Source organism: Flaviaestuariibacter flavus, assembly GCF_004337505.1.
GTDB lineage: Bacteria > Bacteroidota > Bacteroidia > Chitinophagales > Chitinophagaceae > Flavisolibacter > Flavisolibacter flavus.
On record NZ_SJZI01000050.1, the window covers coordinates 37741 to 53273 of the forward strand.

The following is a 15533-nucleotide window of genomic DNA, read 5'->3' on the forward strand; positions in this document are numbered from 1 at the left end:
GGGTGCCGAGACCCCACCCCCTGCCCCTCCCCGGTGGGGGAGGGGTGCAACCTCACCCCCGGCCCCTCTCCGGGACGGAGAGGGGTGCCTCCGTTCGACATACATTATTATTTGAACCTTAACTCTGTTTGAAATTCAAAAACAAAAAGCGGATGCCGTCGGCATCCGCTTTTTGGTATCAGGATCAGACAGGGAACTGTTCGAAACTGTAAGAAATATTACCGGGAGTCACCCCTCTCCGTCCCGGAGAGGGGCCGGGGGTGAGGTTTTCACACGATGCGACCGAGGAGGGGTTATGGTTGCGGCCGTCCCTCATTCAGCTCATTATCACCACCCCCCAGGCTATAGTACTTGTTTTCCTCGTCGCCCTGGCCCAGCGATTCGGTGCGGGTTTCATCAACCTGGTCGGGTATGTCGAGATCTTCGCCGCTTTGCTCGGCGCCGAAGGAGGCCTCGTTGAGCGGTTCGCCGTCGAAGTCGGTATTGTCCATTGCTGCCTGCTGCAGGCGGTCTTCGTCGTGGGTGGGCAGGTAGGTTTCGCTGCGCGCCAGCACCTCTTTTTCTTCCGTGCTCACATCAGCCTCTGTGCCCATCACGATATCGGTTTCGTCTTCCTCGTCGTCGTCAAAAATGCCTTCGCCTTCTTCGTCGGCGGAGGAAATAGTGGTGTCGCCCAGCATGCCCAGCGGCGGCGCGTTGACGAACTCCTGCCCGGGAATGTCCTTCACGTCGGGGAGTTCGATGGTGCCCTCGTCGGGCTTCAGGCGCTCGCGGTCGTGGCTGTTATCGCGGATATCGGAGCCCTCGCGCCGGTCGTCGGAAGCAGGCCGGCTGTCACGGCTGCGGTTGGCGTCATCATACGGGTTGGCACTGTCGTTACGCATGTCCTTTCTTTTTGCAAAAAGGTGGAAAAAATGATGCCGTAACGGGCGGCTGGCATAATAGTGTTAGCGTTTCTGGGAAACGATCAGCCATGAAGGATAAAGAGAAGGACGATATCGAGCGGGCACACCCGGCCGATGAAGGCCGTCGCGACGACCCCAATATCCGCGATGAGTCGGGTGCCCAGCCCGGCGTCAACACGATGAGCGGCAGCTCCTACGACCGCGACAACCAGCGCACCACCAAATCGGCGGGCGATGGCTACAAGACGCCGTTTGGAAAGGATGCCGACAAGGCGTTTGATGATCCGGGCACGGGCGCGACAGGGAAGTAAAAACAACGAAGAAGGCATCGCAGAGCGATGCCTTCTTCGTCATTGCGAGCGTAGCGAAGCAAACTCCCCGACCTGAGGACTGGTCGTAGCCGAAAGAGCTTCATGCGCAAATTCCTCGGCTGCGAATACGCTGCGTAACGCCGGAGTTTGCTTTGCTACGCTCGCAATGACAGCTTCGCTGTCGCTTCGCCCGAAACAAAAGCTGCGCCCGTTGCTACTCCCGAACCAAAAGCTGCGTGTCGCTATGCACGCAATGATGCCTCCTCCGCTTTGCCCGGATGCAGCGCCCGGTACGCCATGAATGAGCTGATGGCCAACAGCAGCGCGCCCAGGAGAAAGGGCGCGCCGGCAAAATGAACCGGTGCGCCGGGGCGGGTGAAGTAAGCAAACAGGTTGGTCATGACCAGCGGGCCAACGATCGATGTGGCGCTCATAAGGCTCGTGAGCGAGCCCTGCAGGGCACCCTGCTCGTTGCCCGGCACACCGCCGGTGATGATGGCCTGCAGCGCGGGGCCGCAGATGCCGCCGAGGCAATAGGGCACCATCACCGCAAACAGCATCCAGGACTGCGTTACAAAAGCAAAAAGCAGCATGCCCAGGGCATAGAGCCCGAGCCCGTAGTACACGCTCTTCTCATTGCCGATCCGCGGGTTGATCACGCGGATAAGGCCGGCCTGCGTAATGCCGATCAGGAGTCCGAACATACCCAGCGAGAGGCCGATCATTTTCTCCGACCAGCCGAATTTTTCCGTGGTGAAGAAGTTCCAGTTGCTTTGAATGGCGTGCGCGGCAATGTACACCAGCACGAGTGCGCCGACCAATCCGCCGATGGCGGGGTACCGGCGGATGAGCAGGAGGGGCGCCAGGGGGTTGGCGTTCTTCCACGAAAAGGCGCGGCGCCGCTCTTGGGGCAGCGATTCGGGCAGCACGAAAAATCCGTAAAGCGTATTCAGAAAACAAAGTCCGGCGGCCACCATAAAGGGCATCCGCGGGCCGAAAGATCCGAGCAGGCCCCCGATGACGGGACCGATGATAAAGCCCATCCCGAAGGCGGCGCCCACGAGCCCGAAATTCTTTGCGCGGTTTTCGGCCGTGCTCACGTCGGCGATATAGGCGGATGCGGTGGTGAAGGATGCCCCGGTGAAGCCGGCGATGAGGCGGCCTGCGAAGAGCCAGCCGATGGTGGGCGCGAAGGACAGGAAGAGGTAGTCGATTCCGAAACCGAACAGCGACAGCAGCAGCACCGGGCGGCGGCCGTACTGGTCGCTCAGGTTGCCGATAATGGGCGCGCAGCCAAACTGCATTACGGCATAAGCCACGTTGAGCAGGCCGCCCCAGCGGGCTGCTTCGCTCACGCCTCCGCCGGTGAGGCTTTCTATGAGGCGCGGCATCACGGGAATGATGAGGCCAAGGCCGGTAACGTCGATGAGCAGGGTCAGGAAGATGAAGCGGAGCGCTGCCTGTGGTTTCTGGTTCATTTGGAGGAATATGACGGGGGCAAAGGTGCCGATTTTTCCCCTGCCGCCTCCCGCCCCGTTTTCAACAGATGGGGCTTTTTCGCAACACATCCCCCGGGCTTTCCGGCGCTGTGCTGCCTCATCTGTAAGGGAGTTTCTGCAGCCCGACCGGACTTTCATCTCATTTCAACGGGGGGCGTCTTCCGGGCCGGTGCGATGGGTGCCCGGCACCCTATTTGTGTTAAAATCAGTCTAAAGCATCGAGTTTATGACCGTCCCCCAGTTCAAGCTGCTCACCTCCCGCCAGAAAAAGATCGCCGTGCTACGTACCGGTTCCTTCCTTTGCGAGCGCAGGATGGGACTGCTCCGCAAGATGCTTTATCAGGTGGATGGGTTTTATGTCGAAATCTATTTCCTGCGTTTTGGCCGCGAGGCACTTTGGTATCGCTGCTTCGACAGCACCAATGCCCTGCAGCCCTACCTGAAGCAGATCGATATTTCCGGACTGCTCGGATCCTTGTCTATTCACAATAATGCCTGATGGAGAAGCCGAAAGCACCGGTGGTGATTCCTCCGCAACAGGAGGCGCGCCCCGATACGATTACCGCGCCCGACCCGCAGCCGGCATCCGATGGCTCGGATCCCTATGTACCTCCCGTTGAAAAGCAGGAAAACCGCGGCGCCGGCAGCGAAATATCCGACGGAGAAGATGCCTGATTACCTGCGGATGCGGAAGCCCCCGGCCGGCACCGCACCCTGAAAGTCGCTCACCTGAACCTCCTGCACCTGCGCTTTTTCCGGCCCCCTGCGGCACCACGCAATAAACGCTGCTACCTGGTCTTCGGTGCCGCTGACCAGGGCTTCCACCGAGCCGTCGGGACAGTTGCGCACCCAGCCGCTAAGGCCCAGCGCTTCGGCCTGCTCCTGTGCGGAGGCGCGGTAGAAAACACCCTGCACTTTCCCGGTTACCCGTATCAGTACGGTCCTCGTTTTAGAATCCATCTTTTTCCTTTTTAGCTTTCGCGGCCCGTTGCATTTCGGAAAATCCCCATCCGCGCGCGAGGCTGTCAACCATCATCGCCAGCCGCTTTGCCCGCGTGGGCGCCGTTTTCGCTTCCGCCACCCAATTGACCCAGTAGCGGCGGTGCGAGGGCGGGAGGCCGTTATAATAGGCCTCCGCGGCCGGTTCGTCGGCGAGGCACTCGGTGATGTCGGCCGGCGTCTGGAAGACCTCGTTGTCGACCGAAAGTTGTACCGAAACGGTGGCTCCTTTTTCCTTACGCAGGCTTTTGCGCATGGCGGCGTTGACGGCGAGGATAAAATCGCCGCCCCCCATGGGCACAAGCGATACGCCTTTAATGTCGAGCTTGTCGATCCGTCCTTTTACCCGGTAGGCCGTACGGCAGCCCGGTTTGAGGGTTTCGGCCAGTGCGCCCGGGATGTCGAAATAGGTCCAGCCGGTTTTTTCTCCCTGGCTGTCGAAGCGCTTCAGTTCGGCGGTGAATCGGATCATAGCGGTAATGATGCGATAAACTTACCGCGTTTTGCCCAATGAAGATGGCACAGGATTGGGGCTGCTAACTACAAACCAACGATCATGAGCAGAAAGGATGAAAAGCGCCCGTCGAAGCCCGATGCGCAGCAGAACCAGGGGCAGCGTTCTAATGACTTCCGGCAGGCCGGAAATAACGAGGAAACTCCGATCTATCTTACGGAGAACAGCACCCTGCAAACGCCGGAAGAGCACCAGCGCGACCAGCAGACCGACCCGCGCGAAGACAACCGCACCGAGGTGAACCGCGACGACCTGCACGAAATCCGCCTCGGGCGCCTCACGGGCCGCGACGACAGCGACAGTGACAAAGCTTAAAACGAACAACATGGAAAAGAACGAACGGAACAACCAGGAGCCCAATAAGCTCCGGAGCCCGGGGCATGGCCCGCAGGGCATCGATAAGGCGCCCGGCGAAGAGCCGGCGCAGGACAATGTGAATTTCGTAGCCGAAACCCAGAAGGGTAAGCAGCAGGTGGATGCCGACGTTGACCGCGAGCAGGACCGGGCGATCGACCAGCAGGACCTTTAAAGGGTTCTAAGGTTTTGAGGTTCTGGGGTTCTAAAGTTGGGTTGAAAGGTTATTAAACCAACCTCAGAACCCTAAAACCCCAGAACCTCAAAACCTTGTTGTCTTCCCGTTATCTTTACCTCATGTCATGTAATTTCTCCCTCCCCATCACCTCTGATCCCCAGACAGCCCTCGACAAGGCCCGGAAGGCCGTACAAAGCCAGGGCGGAACCTTTAATGGCGATACCAGCAGCGGTTCGTTCAGCGTGAACGTTTTCGGCAATACCATTGCCGGCGCCTATAACGTGGACGGCTCCAATCTCGTGATCAATATCACCGAAAAGCCCTTCCTGCTGCCTTGCCCCGCCATCGAAAGTTACCTTAAGGGGGCGATCAGCTGAGCTTTTACATTATTTTAACGGGTTTTCGGCCCTGTTGGCCGAGCACCTGCCTGTGTTAGCCTAATGCCGACGCCTTTTGGCCGCCGGAGACCGTACTTTTACTATGTCTTCTGCAGGACATTCTTCTTCTGACCGTGGGGTCGCAACCAAACTAACCTCCTCTCTCTAGAACATTTACAGGTCCACAGGATGAACAATGCATTGGAAGCCGCGCCCCGCGCGGCTTCTTCTTTTTATAACCACCGCGGCTGGCCGAACAGATTGTTAAAAGCCGGCCACCGCTGACCGGCTGCGCTATTTTTACTGCCTATGCATCTCCGTTACCGTTTCCTGCTGCTTCAACTGCTCCTGGCCGCCTTCGCCGCCAACGCGCAGGTGGCACTTACCGTCACCGTTACCGATCCTAAAAAAGCCCCGGTTCCTTATGCTACCGTGCGTGTCATCGCCCTGGCCGACAGCACACAGGTGCAGCAGGGTGTTACCGACAGTAGCGGTACTGCACGCCTGCAGCTGGCGGCCACCGGTGCCTACCGCGTGCTTGCATCTTCCGCCTCTTACATCGCTGCCGAAAAAGGCCTGCGCATTGCCGCCAGTCCCGCCCGGTTCACGATCGTGCTGGAGCCATCGGGCACGCTCGGCGCCGTGGTGGTGACCGCCACCCGCCCGGTGATGCGCCAGGAAGACGACAAGACAATCGTGGAGCCGGAGAACCTGGCGGCTTCCTCCACCAATGCCTACGAGATCATTGAAAAGACACCGGGCATCTTCATGGACCAGGACGGCAACATTTACCTCAACAGCACTACCCCGGCCACGGTGTACATCAATGGGCGGGAGCAGAAAATGAGTACGGCCGATATCGCCACGCTGCTCAAGAACCTGCCCCCCAACTCCATTGCCCGGCTGGAAATTCTGCGGACACCGTCGGCGCGCTACGATGCGTCGGGTGGCGGCGGCATCGTTAACGTCGTGCTGCGCAAAGGCGTGAAGCCGGGCCTGACGGGCTCCGTCAACGCGGTGATGAGCCAGGGGCGCTACGGCACGCAGTCGGTCGGGCTCAGCCTCAACAACAACAACGGCCGCACCACTTCCTACCTGAACCTCAACTACGGGCACCGCGATGGCTTTGAGGAGTTGCGCTCGCAGCGTTTTTTTGTGGCTGACTCGGTGTTGCGGCAGGAGTCATTTGCCCGCTATCCCGCCAACAACGCCTACATGGGTTTCGGAGTGTCTTTCCCGGCCGGGCGCAGGTGGGAGCTGAGTTACGACAGCCGGATCACGCTTAACCGGAACAGCAACAACAGCAGCAATCAGTCCACCATAGCCGCTGCGGCTACAGGCGCCAGATCATCGGAGAACACTGCACTGGTAAGCAACAGCACGGGCTACCTGAATATCAACCAGGGTGTTTCGGCAAAATACAAGATCGATAGTGCGGGTTCGGAATGGTCCACCGACGTTTCGGTAAACTGGGCGCCGAATAAAAACAACCAGAACCTGCAGACCGTTTTCCAGTTGCCCGTTACCGGTAGTTTTCTTCAGGAAGGACTGATTGAAAACAACCTGCGCTTTTTCGCTGCCCAAAGCAACCTGGTGAAGAAGCTGGCGCGCAAGCTCACGCTCGAAGGTGGGCTTAAAGCCACGACGGTTGCCTTTCGCAACAGCACCATTTACCGCTCGGAGCGGGTCTACCGCTACAACGAGAACATCAACGCGGCTTACGCGCAGGCATCGAAAGGCTTCGGAAGCGGCTTTGTGCTGAAGACGGGACTGCGGGTGGAGAACACCAATATGTCGGGCCGCCAGCTGCTGCCGAACGACACCTCGTTTGCGCTGCACCGCACCGACCTGTTTCCCTACGTTTACCTGAGCCGCGACATCATGAAGATCATGGGCTACCAGCTGCGGGCCTACCTCGTATACCGGCGCACCATCAGCCGCCCGGCCTATGAGTACCTCAACCCCGCGCCGCGCGTGGTGGATCCCTACCTGGAAGAGTCGGGCAACCCGGCCCTGCGCCCGCAGTTTACGCAGAACTACGAGGCCAACGTTTCGGTAGACGAACGGCCCATTCTTGCCGTAGGTGTCAACCAGACCCGCGACATCTTCACGCAGGTGGTGTACCAGTCGGACAGCAGCCGCAAGCAGGTGGCCTTCCGCACCTATGATAATCTCGGCAACAACAAGGAGTTGTATTTCCGCGCGCTGGGCGCCATACCCGGCAAGAAAGTGTTCGTGGTGGCGGGCGTGCAGTACAACGAGAATTATTACCAGGGGCTCTATGAAGGCAAGCCGCTTTCCTTCCGCCGTGGCACCTGGATGCTGTTTACCTATCAAACGTATAAGGTGACCCCGTTAACGCAGATCACCATCAACGGTTTTATGCGGATGCGCGGGCAGGCGCAGTTTTACGAGCTGAGCACTTTTGGCGCACTCAACATGAGCGTTACCCAGCAACTCTTCAAAAAGAAGCTGGCGCTCACGGTCAGCGGCAACGACCTCTTTTACACCAACCGCAACGAATTTGAGCTGAAGCAGGGCTCGGTAGCCGCCAGCGGCGAGCGCCGCTCCGACACGCGCCGTTTCGTGCTGAGCCTGCGTTACCAGTTTGGTTTCCGAAAGAAGGAGGACAGCAACCCGCTTAATGTGGAGGCACCGCAATAATCTAAGATGTCCGATCTAAGATCTCAGATCTGACATCATAGATCTGCGATCATCTTCAGGGGATTTACTTATGCTGAGCCTCTTTAATTGGATTCTAATTAAGACACACCGCTCCCGTTAATAGTTTTGACCTGCTATCCGATACAGTAGGATAGCAGTTTTTCTGGTCAGTTAGTTTTGGTTTATAGAGCCCCTTTCAAGGGGCTTTACCTTTTGAAAGAGGGCCCGGACTGCGTGAATTGGGAATAACGTAATTTGCTGCTTGAACTATGGAACCTAGTAAGATCCTGCTGGTAGAGGACGAACATAAGATCGCCGATACGCTGAGCACGGGCCTTGCCGAAAACGGATACGAGGTGGGCGTGGCTTATGACGGGAATTCGGGACTCGAGCAATTCAGCAATGGCACTTTCGACCTGGTCGTGCTCGACATCAACCTTCCCGGTATCAATGGCATTGAGCTCTGTCGCCGCATCCGTGCGGTAAACGCACAGGTGCCGGTGGTGATGCTCACCGCCCTGCGCACCATCAATGACAAGGAGGAAGGCTATGAAAGCGGCGCCGACGATTATATCACGAAGCCTTTTGAGTTCCGCGAGCTGCTGATGAAGATCCGCGTGCTGCTCAAGCGCTCGCAGACACCCCAGCCGCCACCCGAAAACATCCTCCGCGCCGCAGACCTCGAGCTGATGCCCGACCGCAAGGAGGTGCGCCGCAATGGCCATGTCATTCACCTGACGGCGAAGGAGTTCCAGCTGCTCGAGTTTCTGCTGCGCAACAAGAACCGCGTGGTGTCGCGCGCCGACATTGCGCTCAACGTCTGGGATATCGACTTCGATACCAACACCAACGTGATTGATGTTTACATCAACTACCTGCGCAACAAGGTAGACAAGCCTTTCGATCAGAAGCTCATTCACACCCAGGTGGGCATGGGCTATATCCTGCGCGAAAACAATTCCTGATATGCCGGTCCGCTTCCGCATCACCATCCTGTTTTCTTTCCTTGTATTCCTGATACTCGGGCTGGTGTGCGGCGGAATTTATTATTCTTCCTACGAAGTGCGGATCAAGGCGATCCAGAACCGGCTTACGATCCGCGCGCTCAACACGGCCCGCCTCCTGAGCCGCAGCGAAGTGTTCAACCAGCGCCTCGTGCTGCAGATCGACTCCCTGCGTACCGTGACGTATGCAGGAAACGTGATCGAAGCCTATGACCAGCGACTTGAAAAAGTATACAGCTTTACCGATCGCCCCGGCGATACCGTGGCGGTAGCCCCCGGGCTGTTGCGCGAGGCCATGAACAAAGGGCAGGTGTATTTTATTTCCGGTAAAAAAGAGGCCGTTGCGTATTACTACAACGACCCGCGGATGCAGCTCGTGCTGGTGTCGGCAGGGGAGGATTCTGAAGGAAAGCAAAACCTGGTGCGCCTGCGGCGCCTGCTGATCCTGGCCTTTCTGGCCGGCAACGCGCTGGTGCTGATTGCCGGTTATATCTTTTCCTACCGCCTGCTGCGGCCCGTGCGCCGCATTACCGCCGACGTGGCCGAGATCTCGGCGCACAACCTGGCCCGCCGCCTCGAAGCCGGCCACCCGCGCGACGAGTGGAGCCGGCTGGCCAACACGCTCAACGACCTGCTCAACCGCCTGCAGGAAAGCTTCGAGATGCAGCGCCGCTTTATCTCCAATGCCTCCCACGAGCTTTCCACGCCGCTCACTTCCATTTCCAGCCAGCTGGAAGTGGCGCTCCTGCGCGAGCGCGCCGCCGGCGATTACCGCCAGGTGATGAGCTCGATCTACCAGGATGTGCAGCATATGAGCAAGCTCACGCAAACCCTGCTCGAATTTGCCAAGGCATCGGGTGATGCCGGCGGGCTCGACATCCGGCTCATCCGTGTAGACGAGGTGCTGCTGCGCCTGCCGGCGGCGGTGAGCAAGGCCGATGCCGCTTACTCGATGACCCTGCATTTTGAGGAAGTGCCCGAAGATGCGGCCCGCCTGCTGGTATACGGCAACGAAGCCCTGCTGTTCACTGCGTTTCAGAATATGGTGCTTAATGCCTGCAAGTACTCACCCAACCACCAGGCACGGGTGATCCTGGAGTCGGCCGACCGCGAGCTCCTCGTAAAGGTTTGCGACGACGGCGTGGGCATCCCGCCGGAGCATATCGGCCAGATCTTTCAGCCCTTTTTCCGGGTGGAGGAAAACCTCCAGGGCGGCTTCGGCCTCGGCTTGCCGCTGGCGCGCCGCATCATCGGGCTGCACAAAGGCCATATCGAGGTAAGCTCCGCGCCGGGTAAGGGCACCTGCTTCGCCGTACGCCTCCCGCCTGCCTATGAACCCGGTACAGGACCGGTTTAGCACGATAGCTCTTCTTTATCTGGCACAGATTTTTAAATTGTACCCCCGTTCGGATGACATCGACCGGAAGAAGCACATGACAGAACAAAGCAAGCCCATATTTCTTTACGCAGAAGACGACCTGGACGACTACGAGGCCCTCAAGGAAGCCCTCGAGCAGATCACCGACAAGTACGAACTCGCCCATGCAAAAAACGGCAGTGAGGTTCTTGACTACCTCCAGCAGCAACGCGGCCCGGAGCCCTGCCTGATCGTGCTCGACCTCAACATGCCGATCATGGATGGTAAGGAAACCCTCCTCTGGATCAAGAGCCAGCCCGCCTTTCAGCATATCCCCACGATGGTGTTCACCACCTCGTCCAGGGAGGAAGACATCAAGCTCTGCCAGAGCAACAATTGTACATTTTTCCGAAAGCCTACCTTATACCGCGATCTGCTTCATGTCGTACAAATAATGCTACAAATGTGCGGCGGCCCAAAGGGCTAAAAAAGAGGCACCCTGTTTGTTTTCCATAGGTGGACCCGCTAAGTGAAGCAAGAAAACCGTGATGTATGGAAAACAGGGAAAAGCGCCAGCTGGAGAAGCTTTATGTGCGCGAAACACAGCAATACCTGCAGCAGCTCCGCGAAGGAGCCTCGCATGAGCAGCTCGATGAGCAGAAGCACAAAGTCCTGGAGCTTTCACGGCTCCTCGATCAGCAGATGCGCTCCGGCGATCCGTCCGGACGACAACTTCGTACCCATAGCTGAGCAGAAAGCGAAATAAAAAAAAGAGGCGCTCAGCGCCTCTTTTTTTTATCGGCATCGGCCGCATCAGGGATTCTGGTGCGTGCCGTCGGTGCCTTCAAGCTTCACCAGCTTGTTGTAAAGTCCCATGATCAGGAACGCCGCGGGCCACTGGCCGATGAACAGGCTGAACTTCTGCTTGCGCGCGATCTGCAGCGCCAGCGAAACACCCATGCAGGCAACAGCCGTCCACAGGTAAACATCCGAAGGTATTTTGGCCGTTTGCTTTTCTATCGCGGCCGCCACTTTGCCTTCCTGGAAGGCAGGGTTGTAATTCGTCGCCATGTGTATTTGCTTTTAGTGTACCCCTATAGACCAATTTTCTTGCCAAGCAAAACCGGTAAATTTGAGCATGCAGGGATTTGTAGCCGATCATTCCATCGTGCGGCGCATCTGGAGCCGGAGTGAGACGGTGTTGTTCATCTTCGCGGGGGCGGCGGCGGAGTTCGCCTTAAACAAAGCCGTTGACTGGCTCTATTTCACGGGTCGGCTGCCCGCCGATCCGCTTGGTCGGCTGTTCTCCACCGTTCAGTATGCACGACGTATCGTGTTTGCGCCCGAAGACAAAGCCCTCGCCGCCATCGACCAGATCACCAATATTCACAGGGCTGTGGAGGCCGCGCGGGGGAGCGTTATCCCCGACTGGGCTTACCGCGACGTGCTTTACCTGCTCATCCACTACTCGGTGGCTTCTTACGAGCTCCTGGAGCGACCGCTCACCGACGAAGAGAAAGACGAGCTCTATGCCGTATTTCTACGGATCGGCGAGCGCATGGGCCTCCCCGGCCTCCCGCAAACCTACGCCGAATGGCTGCCTTCGCGTGCCGCACACCTGCGGCAGGACCTGGCGCGCAGCCGCTGGACCGACGACCTTTACCTGCAATACCGGAAGCACCTCGGCGCCCTGCGCTACTGGCTCGTGCGCGAGCTGCAGGGAATACTCGTGCCCGAAATTGTACGGCAAATGCTTGGGCTGAAACGCTCATTGTTTGTCCGCGCTTCCGTACCGCTTTATAAGCTTTGTTACCGCGTGGGTCTCGACCGTCCTATTAAAGCAATCCTGCTTCCAGAGGAATATAAGAAAGACGTGGCCGCACTTGACCGGGTACCGGGAAATGCCAATGCATAGTTGCTGCGCTTCATAATTCAGCGCTGTACTCCGGTTGCCTTGCAGGAAGCTTTCACGACAAGGCTTCCACGTACCGTGCCGCAGAACGCCGCACCGCACCCTTCGCATCTTCCCTGATGTAAAGACCGAAGGCACCATAGATCTCCTCGTAATCAAAAGGAGCCACCGCACTTAAGATCCGCTCGATCTCGCGTTTCGGCAGCGGGATCATATTGGGATAGCTGTACATGAACGATACCGTGCTTCGGTTGGGGGCCACCTGGATGGTATCGCCCGAAAACAGGATGCCCTTGCCGCGCGCCCAGTGGAGCACCGAGGCGCCCGGGAAGTGCCCACCGCATTCAATAAGCGTCATGCCTTCGGCAAGTTGCTCACGCTCCCTCCAGGTGCTTACCCGCGGCCCCGTACGGGTAAGCCACCCCGCGTCTTTTTCGTTTACGTATACCGGCGCATCGAAGGCTTCGCTCCATTCGATGATGGTGGAGAAGTAATGGGGGTGCGACAGGGCAATGGCGCCGATGCCGCCGAGCTTGTCGATGATCGCCTTCGTGCTTGCATCGAGGTTGGTGATGCAATCCCAAAGCACGTTGCCCTGCGGGGTGCAAATCAGATGTGCCCGCTGGTTGATGCCGAAATTCGGTGTGGTGTAGATGGCAAAGACGTCGGGTGCCACCAGTTCGAAGACGTTGCGGTGCTGCGCGTTGACGGCGGCGAGAGTGGTCCACCGCTGGCCGCCAGGACCGACGTATTGCCGGTCGTCGGCGCAGATGATGCAGGTGGCGGGAGCAAGGGCCGCCGCTTCGTACTGGCAGCCGCAGGTGTTGCAGATAAAATGCGTATGGGTCATAGACAGGCGGTTTGCTCCACCAAGCTATGACCCATATTTCTCTTTCCGGAATCGAGTTCGTGTCAACTGCCGGAAGGGCCGCATGAATTGCTCAGGAAACGCCGCTTTCGTCGCTCTCGCGGTCGGGGTGCACCGGGCGGTCGCGCTTATCGCTGGGCTGCATGTGCCGGGCCATATTGGCGGCGTTCAGTCTGTCGGGCATGATGTTGCTCATCGCGCCCATGACCTTGTTCCTCGCGCCCGATATCACTTTGGCCTCGCCGCTCATCAGGGCTTTATAGCCGTCGCGCGCCACATCGGCTGGGTCCGAAAGGCTTGACTCCTGGTATTCCTTTGTCGATTCGGCGCCGGCCTTGTGGAAGAAGTCGGTGTCGGAGGCGCCGGGCTGCAGGGCTGTGACGGTCACGCCTGTGTGCTTCAGTTCGTGCGCGAGGGCCTCGCTGAATTTGAGCACAAAGGCCTTGGTGGCACCATATACTGCCATCAGCGGTGTGGGCACGCTGCCCAGCAGTGATGATACCTGGAGCACGCGCCCATGGCCGCGCGCCACCATTTCTTTTACAAACAGCTTGGTCAGCGTCACCAGCGTGGTGATGTTCAGCTGGATGAGGTCGAGGTCGCGCTGGAGACTGCCCTCGTGGAAGACACCGTAATCGCCCTGGCCCGCATTGTTGATCAGTATTTCTACAATGAGCCCGCGGCTCGTCACTTCTTCGTATACATCCATGGCGGCGTCTTCGTTGAAGAGGTCCTTTGCCAGCGTTACCACGTCAACGTTATACCGGTGCCGCAGCTCGGCAGCTGCCCGTTCCAGTTCCTGGGTATTGCGCGCCACCAGCACCAGGTTATAGCCATCTTTGGCGCATAGCTGGGCAAACTCCCATCCAAATCCGTTGGAGCCGCCTGTTACCAGTGCATATCCCTTATTGTTGTTCATAGCAATCGTTTGGATTTAGCCGGCAATCGGGATGCCAAGGCCGTCGCCCTACCTGATCCCAATCCGGGGTGGCGTTCACCAGGCCGGCTTCACCCTGAATCAAAGCGTCACACCGAGGAGCAGGAACAGGATGCAAAGCACGATCAGCCACAGGAGCAGGCCCCGGATGAATCGCCACCACGCGGCATAACTCACGTTCACCATCTGCAGCGAGGGCAGGATAAGCCCGGTGGGCGTGAGAAAGCCCATGATGCCCATGCCGTACAGGTAGGCGTTCACCATCTCGCGGCCCGGCACGCCGGCCATGATGCCAAGGGCGCCCATGATGGGCATCGTTAGTACGGCCATCCCCGACGAAGAAGAGATGAAGAGGGTAAACAAAATGTAAAGCGCAAACATCAGCAGGATGAATACCAGGGGCGAAAAGCCGGCGAGCCCGCGCGAGGTATAAAAGAGAATGGTATCGCTGATGGCGCCGTCGTTAAGTATGATGGTGACACCGCGGGCGATGCCGACGATAAAGGCTACGGAAAGCAGTTCCTCCGCACCTTTCAGGAACGCGCCGATGAATTCTTTCTCCGGCATGCGCAGGATGACGCCGAGCAGGATCGCCGCGCCCAGGAAGAGCATCGTCATTTCGGTCAGCCACCAGTCAAGTTTCACCACGCCATAGATCATCACCCCGAAGCTTCCAAGAAACAATGTCAGCAGGGCGGCGTCGCGGCCTGCAAGCCGGGTGTGGGCGCCTTCTTCCGCTGCCGCCGGCTGCTCCGGCATTTTGCCATCAACTTTCCATACGTAAGATGCCTGGGGGTTACGCTTTACCTTTTGCGCATAGCGGACCGTGTAGACGATGGCCACGATCGTGGTGACCGCAAACACCAGGAGCCGCTCGTTGAGCCCCTCCTTCCAGCTCACGCCCGCCGCGTTGGAGGCGATGATGGTGGAAAAGGGATTGGAGAAAGACGCGAGCGTGCCAAGCTGCGTGCCGCCAAAGAGCACCATCACGGGCACGATGAGGTCGTAGCCGGCCGCGAGGAAAAGCGGTACCAGCACGGGGTAGAACGCAAGGCTTTCCTCGGCCATGCCATAGGAGGCCCCGCCGAAGGAAAAAAGAAAAGTGAGGATGACGATGAGCCAACTCTCACGGCCCTTCATGCGGTACGAAAGCACCGAAAGTCCGCGGATGAGCGCGCCCGACCCGTTGAATACGCTCATGAAGCCACCAATGACGAGGATGAACAGGATGATGTCGATGGAATCGTAAATCCCTTTCACCGGCGCCCGCAGCACATCGAGCGGGCCCTGGCGGTTGGCGGCAATGGTGGTGTAGGTGCCGGGTATCGACACCGGCTTGCGGATACCGCCGTCGGCGAATGTCTGGAGCGGGATGCGGATGCCGAGCGCGTCGAGGGTTGCCTGGGAAAAGGGCAGGCTGCTGTCGCCGCGGGGGGTGCTTACCGTAAAAGTGGTGCTTCCCGATGTGTAGGAGAGCGTCTCGTACTTACCGGCCGGCAGCAGCAAGGTGGCGATGGCTGCCAGCACGATCACGATCATCAGGATGGTGATGGGGGAGGGGATCTTCCGCTTGGTGGTGGACATAGAGGCAAAGTAGTGAAAAAGATGTCAGATGTCTGATGTCAGATGTCAGATCGGTCAGAGCATTCGAGGG

The 15533-nt window shown here is 58.5% G+C and carries 20 protein-coding genes; 12 read left to right on the top strand and 8 right to left on the bottom strand.

Annotation, left to right across the window (positions count from 1 at the left end):
• Window positions 1-293: 293 nt before the first annotated feature.
• Entirely contained in the window at window positions 294-884 is a 591-nt protein-coding gene (locus EPD60_RS14215) for a hypothetical protein (protein WP_131450185.1), read from the bottom strand.
• Window positions 885-973: 89 nt separating this feature from the next.
• Here EPD60_RS14215 and EPD60_RS14220 point away from each other — a divergent pair, with 89 nt between their 5' ends.
• Window positions 974-1216, top strand: a complete 243-nt coding sequence (locus tag EPD60_RS14220; protein ID WP_131450186.1) for a hypothetical protein — start codon at window positions 974-976, stop codon at window positions 1214-1216.
• A gap of 242 nt (window positions 1217-1458) precedes the next feature.
• Here the strand turns inward: EPD60_RS14220 and EPD60_RS14225 are convergent, their stop codons facing one another.
• Entirely contained in the window at window positions 1459-2694 is a 1236-nt protein-coding gene (locus EPD60_RS14225) for a TCR/Tet family MFS transporter (RefSeq protein ID WP_131450187.1), read from the bottom strand.
• Between the two features lie 247 nt (window positions 2695-2941).
• Between EPD60_RS14225 and EPD60_RS14230 the strand changes: the two genes are divergently transcribed.
• Window positions 2942-3214 (top strand): hypothetical protein, encoded by a 273-nt coding sequence (locus tag EPD60_RS14230; protein ID WP_131450188.1) that lies wholly within the window; start codon window positions 2942-2944, stop codon window positions 3212-3214.
• Window positions 3214-3390 carry a hypothetical protein gene (locus EPD60_RS17035; RefSeq protein WP_165871554.1) on the top strand — a complete coding sequence of 59 codons (177 nt, stop codon included), beginning with the start codon at window positions 3214-3216 and terminating at the stop codon, window positions 3388-3390. Before EPD60_RS14230 ends, EPD60_RS17035 begins: the two co-directional genes overlap by 1 nt.
• Here EPD60_RS17035 and EPD60_RS14235 read toward each other — a convergent pair whose 3' ends face one another.
• Window positions 3391-3675, bottom strand: coding sequence for an acylphosphatase (locus EPD60_RS14235; protein ID WP_131450189.1), 285 nt, complete (start codon window positions 3673-3675; stop codon window positions 3391-3393). It abuts the gene before it with no gap.
• On the bottom strand, window positions 3665-4186 hold the full coding sequence (locus tag EPD60_RS14240) for a YdeI/OmpD-associated family protein (RefSeq protein WP_131450190.1): 522 nt from the start codon (window positions 4184-4186) through the stop codon (window positions 3665-3667). Before EPD60_RS14240 ends, EPD60_RS14235 begins: the two co-directional genes overlap by 11 nt.
• An 84-nt stretch (window positions 4187-4270) precedes the next feature.
• On the opposite strand from EPD60_RS14240, the gene EPD60_RS14245 reads away from it, so the two are divergent.
• The 8 genes from EPD60_RS14245 (at window position 4271) to EPD60_RS14280 (ending at window position 10912) form a co-directional block, all read left to right on the top strand.
• Complete coding sequence (locus EPD60_RS14245) at window positions 4271-4543, top strand: hypothetical protein (protein ID WP_131450191.1); 273 nt, start codon at window positions 4271-4273, stop codon at window positions 4541-4543.
• A 10-nt stretch (window positions 4544-4553) separates the two neighbouring features.
• Entirely contained in the window at window positions 4554-4757 is a 204-nt protein-coding gene (locus EPD60_RS14250) for a hypothetical protein (RefSeq protein WP_131450192.1), read from the top strand.
• Window positions 4758-4879: 122 nt separating this feature from the next.
• Window positions 4880-5137, top strand: coding sequence for a hypothetical protein (locus EPD60_RS14255; protein WP_131450193.1), 258 nt, complete (start codon window positions 4880-4882; stop codon window positions 5135-5137).
• Window positions 5138-5446: 309 nt separating this feature from the next.
• Window positions 5447-7801 carry an outer membrane beta-barrel protein gene (locus EPD60_RS14260; RefSeq protein ID WP_131450194.1) on the top strand — a complete coding sequence of 785 codons (2355 nt, stop codon included), beginning with the start codon at window positions 5447-5449 and terminating at the stop codon, window positions 7799-7801.
• Window positions 7802-8070: 269 nt separating this feature from the next.
• Window positions 8071-8766: a response regulator transcription factor gene (locus EPD60_RS14265; RefSeq protein WP_131450195.1), complete on the top strand. Its 696-nt coding sequence runs from the start codon at window positions 8071-8073 to the stop codon at window positions 8764-8766.
• A gap of 1 nt (window position 8767) precedes the next feature.
• A complete protein-coding gene (locus tag EPD60_RS14270) occupies window positions 8768-10162 on the top strand; it encodes a sensor histidine kinase (protein ID WP_131450196.1) in 1395 nt (464 codons plus the stop codon).
• 76 nt (window positions 10163-10238) lie between these two features.
• Window positions 10239-10649: a response regulator gene (locus EPD60_RS14275; RefSeq protein WP_165871555.1), complete on the top strand. Its 411-nt coding sequence runs from the start codon at window positions 10239-10241 to the stop codon at window positions 10647-10649.
• Between the two features lie 65 nt (window positions 10650-10714).
• On the top strand, window positions 10715-10912 hold the full coding sequence (locus EPD60_RS14280) for a hypothetical protein (RefSeq protein WP_131450198.1): 198 nt from the start codon (window positions 10715-10717) through the stop codon (window positions 10910-10912).
• A gap of 63 nt (window positions 10913-10975) precedes the next feature.
• On the opposite strand, the gene EPD60_RS14285 is transcribed toward EPD60_RS14280, so the two are convergent.
• The gene (locus tag EPD60_RS14285; RefSeq protein WP_131450199.1) at window positions 10976-11233 is read right to left on the bottom strand and encodes a hypothetical protein; all 258 of its coding nucleotides are present in this window, start codon (window positions 11231-11233) and stop codon (window positions 10976-10978) included.
• Between the two features lie 67 nt (window positions 11234-11300).
• On the opposite strand from EPD60_RS14285, the gene EPD60_RS14290 reads away from it, so the two are divergent.
• The gene (locus EPD60_RS14290; RefSeq protein ID WP_131450200.1) at window positions 11301-12077 is read left to right on the top strand and encodes an oxygenase MpaB family protein; all 777 of its coding nucleotides are present in this window, start codon (window positions 11301-11303) and stop codon (window positions 12075-12077) included.
• A 52-nt stretch (window positions 12078-12129) separates the two neighbouring features.
• Here the strand turns inward: EPD60_RS14290 and EPD60_RS14295 are convergent, their stop codons facing one another.
• From EPD60_RS14295 to EPD60_RS14305, 3 genes are all read right to left on the bottom strand, one after another.
• Window positions 12130-12924, bottom strand: coding sequence for an MBL fold metallo-hydrolase (locus EPD60_RS14295; RefSeq protein WP_131450201.1), 795 nt, complete (start codon window positions 12922-12924; stop codon window positions 12130-12132).
• A 91-nt stretch (window positions 12925-13015) separates the two neighbouring features.
• The gene (locus EPD60_RS14300; protein WP_131450202.1) at window positions 13016-13861 is read right to left on the bottom strand and encodes an SDR family NAD(P)-dependent oxidoreductase; all 846 of its coding nucleotides are present in this window, start codon (window positions 13859-13861) and stop codon (window positions 13016-13018) included.
• A 99-nt stretch (window positions 13862-13960) separates the two neighbouring features.
• A complete protein-coding gene (locus tag EPD60_RS14305) occupies window positions 13961-15463 on the bottom strand; it encodes a YfcC family protein (RefSeq protein WP_131450203.1) in 1503 nt (500 codons plus the stop codon).
• Between the last annotated feature and the right edge of the window lie 70 nt (window positions 15464-15533).

What these genes read in the sequence shown, in the direction of transcription:
- EPD60_RS14300 (WP_131450202.1), bottom strand. Translation starts at nt 13,861, where the DNA reads ATGAACAACAATAAGGGATATGCACTGGTAACAGGCGGCTCCAACGGA.
- EPD60_RS14270 (WP_131450196.1), top strand. Translation starts at nt 8,768, where the DNA reads ATGCCGGTCCGCTTCCGCATCACCATCCTGTTTTCTTTCCTTGTATTC.
- EPD60_RS14295 (WP_131450201.1), bottom strand. Translation starts at nt 12,924, where the DNA reads ATGACCCATACGCATTTTATCTGCAACACCTGCGGCTGCCAGTACGAA.
- EPD60_RS14285 (WP_131450199.1), bottom strand. Translation starts at nt 11,233, where the DNA reads ATGGCGACGAATTACAACCCTGCCTTCCAGGAAGGCAAAGTGGCGGCC.
- EPD60_RS14280 (WP_131450198.1), top strand. Translation starts at nt 10,715, where the DNA reads ATGGAAAACAGGGAAAAGCGCCAGCTGGAGAAGCTTTATGTGCGCGAA.
- EPD60_RS14260 (WP_131450194.1), top strand. Translation starts at nt 5,447, where the DNA reads ATGCATCTCCGTTACCGTTTCCTGCTGCTTCAACTGCTCCTGGCCGCC.
- EPD60_RS14220 (WP_131450186.1), top strand. Translation starts at nt 974, where the DNA reads ATGAAGGATAAAGAGAAGGACGATATCGAGCGGGCACACCCGGCCGAT.
- EPD60_RS14215 (WP_131450185.1), bottom strand. Translation starts at nt 884, where the DNA reads ATGCGTAACGACAGTGCCAACCCGTATGATGACGCCAACCGCAGCCGT.
- EPD60_RS14265 (WP_131450195.1), top strand. Translation starts at nt 8,071, where the DNA reads ATGGAACCTAGTAAGATCCTGCTGGTAGAGGACGAACATAAGATCGCC.
- EPD60_RS14245 (WP_131450191.1), top strand. Translation starts at nt 4,271, where the DNA reads ATGAGCAGAAAGGATGAAAAGCGCCCGTCGAAGCCCGATGCGCAGCAG.
- EPD60_RS14255 (WP_131450193.1), top strand. Translation starts at nt 4,880, where the DNA reads ATGTCATGTAATTTCTCCCTCCCCATCACCTCTGATCCCCAGACAGCC.
- EPD60_RS14290 (WP_131450200.1), top strand. Translation starts at nt 11,301, where the DNA reads ATGCAGGGATTTGTAGCCGATCATTCCATCGTGCGGCGCATCTGGAGC.
- EPD60_RS14225 (WP_131450187.1), bottom strand. Translation starts at nt 2,694, where the DNA reads ATGAACCAGAAACCACAGGCAGCGCTCCGCTTCATCTTCCTGACCCTG.
- EPD60_RS14230 (WP_131450188.1), top strand. Translation starts at nt 2,942, where the DNA reads ATGACCGTCCCCCAGTTCAAGCTGCTCACCTCCCGCCAGAAAAAGATC.
- EPD60_RS14275 (WP_165871555.1), top strand. Translation starts at nt 10,239, where the DNA reads ATGACAGAACAAAGCAAGCCCATATTTCTTTACGCAGAAGACGACCTG.
- EPD60_RS14305 (WP_131450203.1), bottom strand. Translation starts at nt 15,463, where the DNA reads ATGTCCACCACCAAGCGGAAGATCCCCTCCCCCATCACCATCCTGATG.
- EPD60_RS17035 (WP_165871554.1), top strand. Translation starts at nt 3,214, where the DNA reads ATGGAGAAGCCGAAAGCACCGGTGGTGATTCCTCCGCAACAGGAGGCG.
- EPD60_RS14235 (WP_131450189.1), bottom strand. Translation starts at nt 3,675, where the DNA reads ATGGATTCTAAAACGAGGACCGTACTGATACGGGTAACCGGGAAAGTG.
- EPD60_RS14250 (WP_131450192.1), top strand. Translation starts at nt 4,554, where the DNA reads ATGGAAAAGAACGAACGGAACAACCAGGAGCCCAATAAGCTCCGGAGC.
- EPD60_RS14240 (WP_131450190.1), bottom strand. Translation starts at nt 4,186, where the DNA reads ATGATCCGATTCACCGCCGAACTGAAGCGCTTCGACAGCCAGGGAGAA.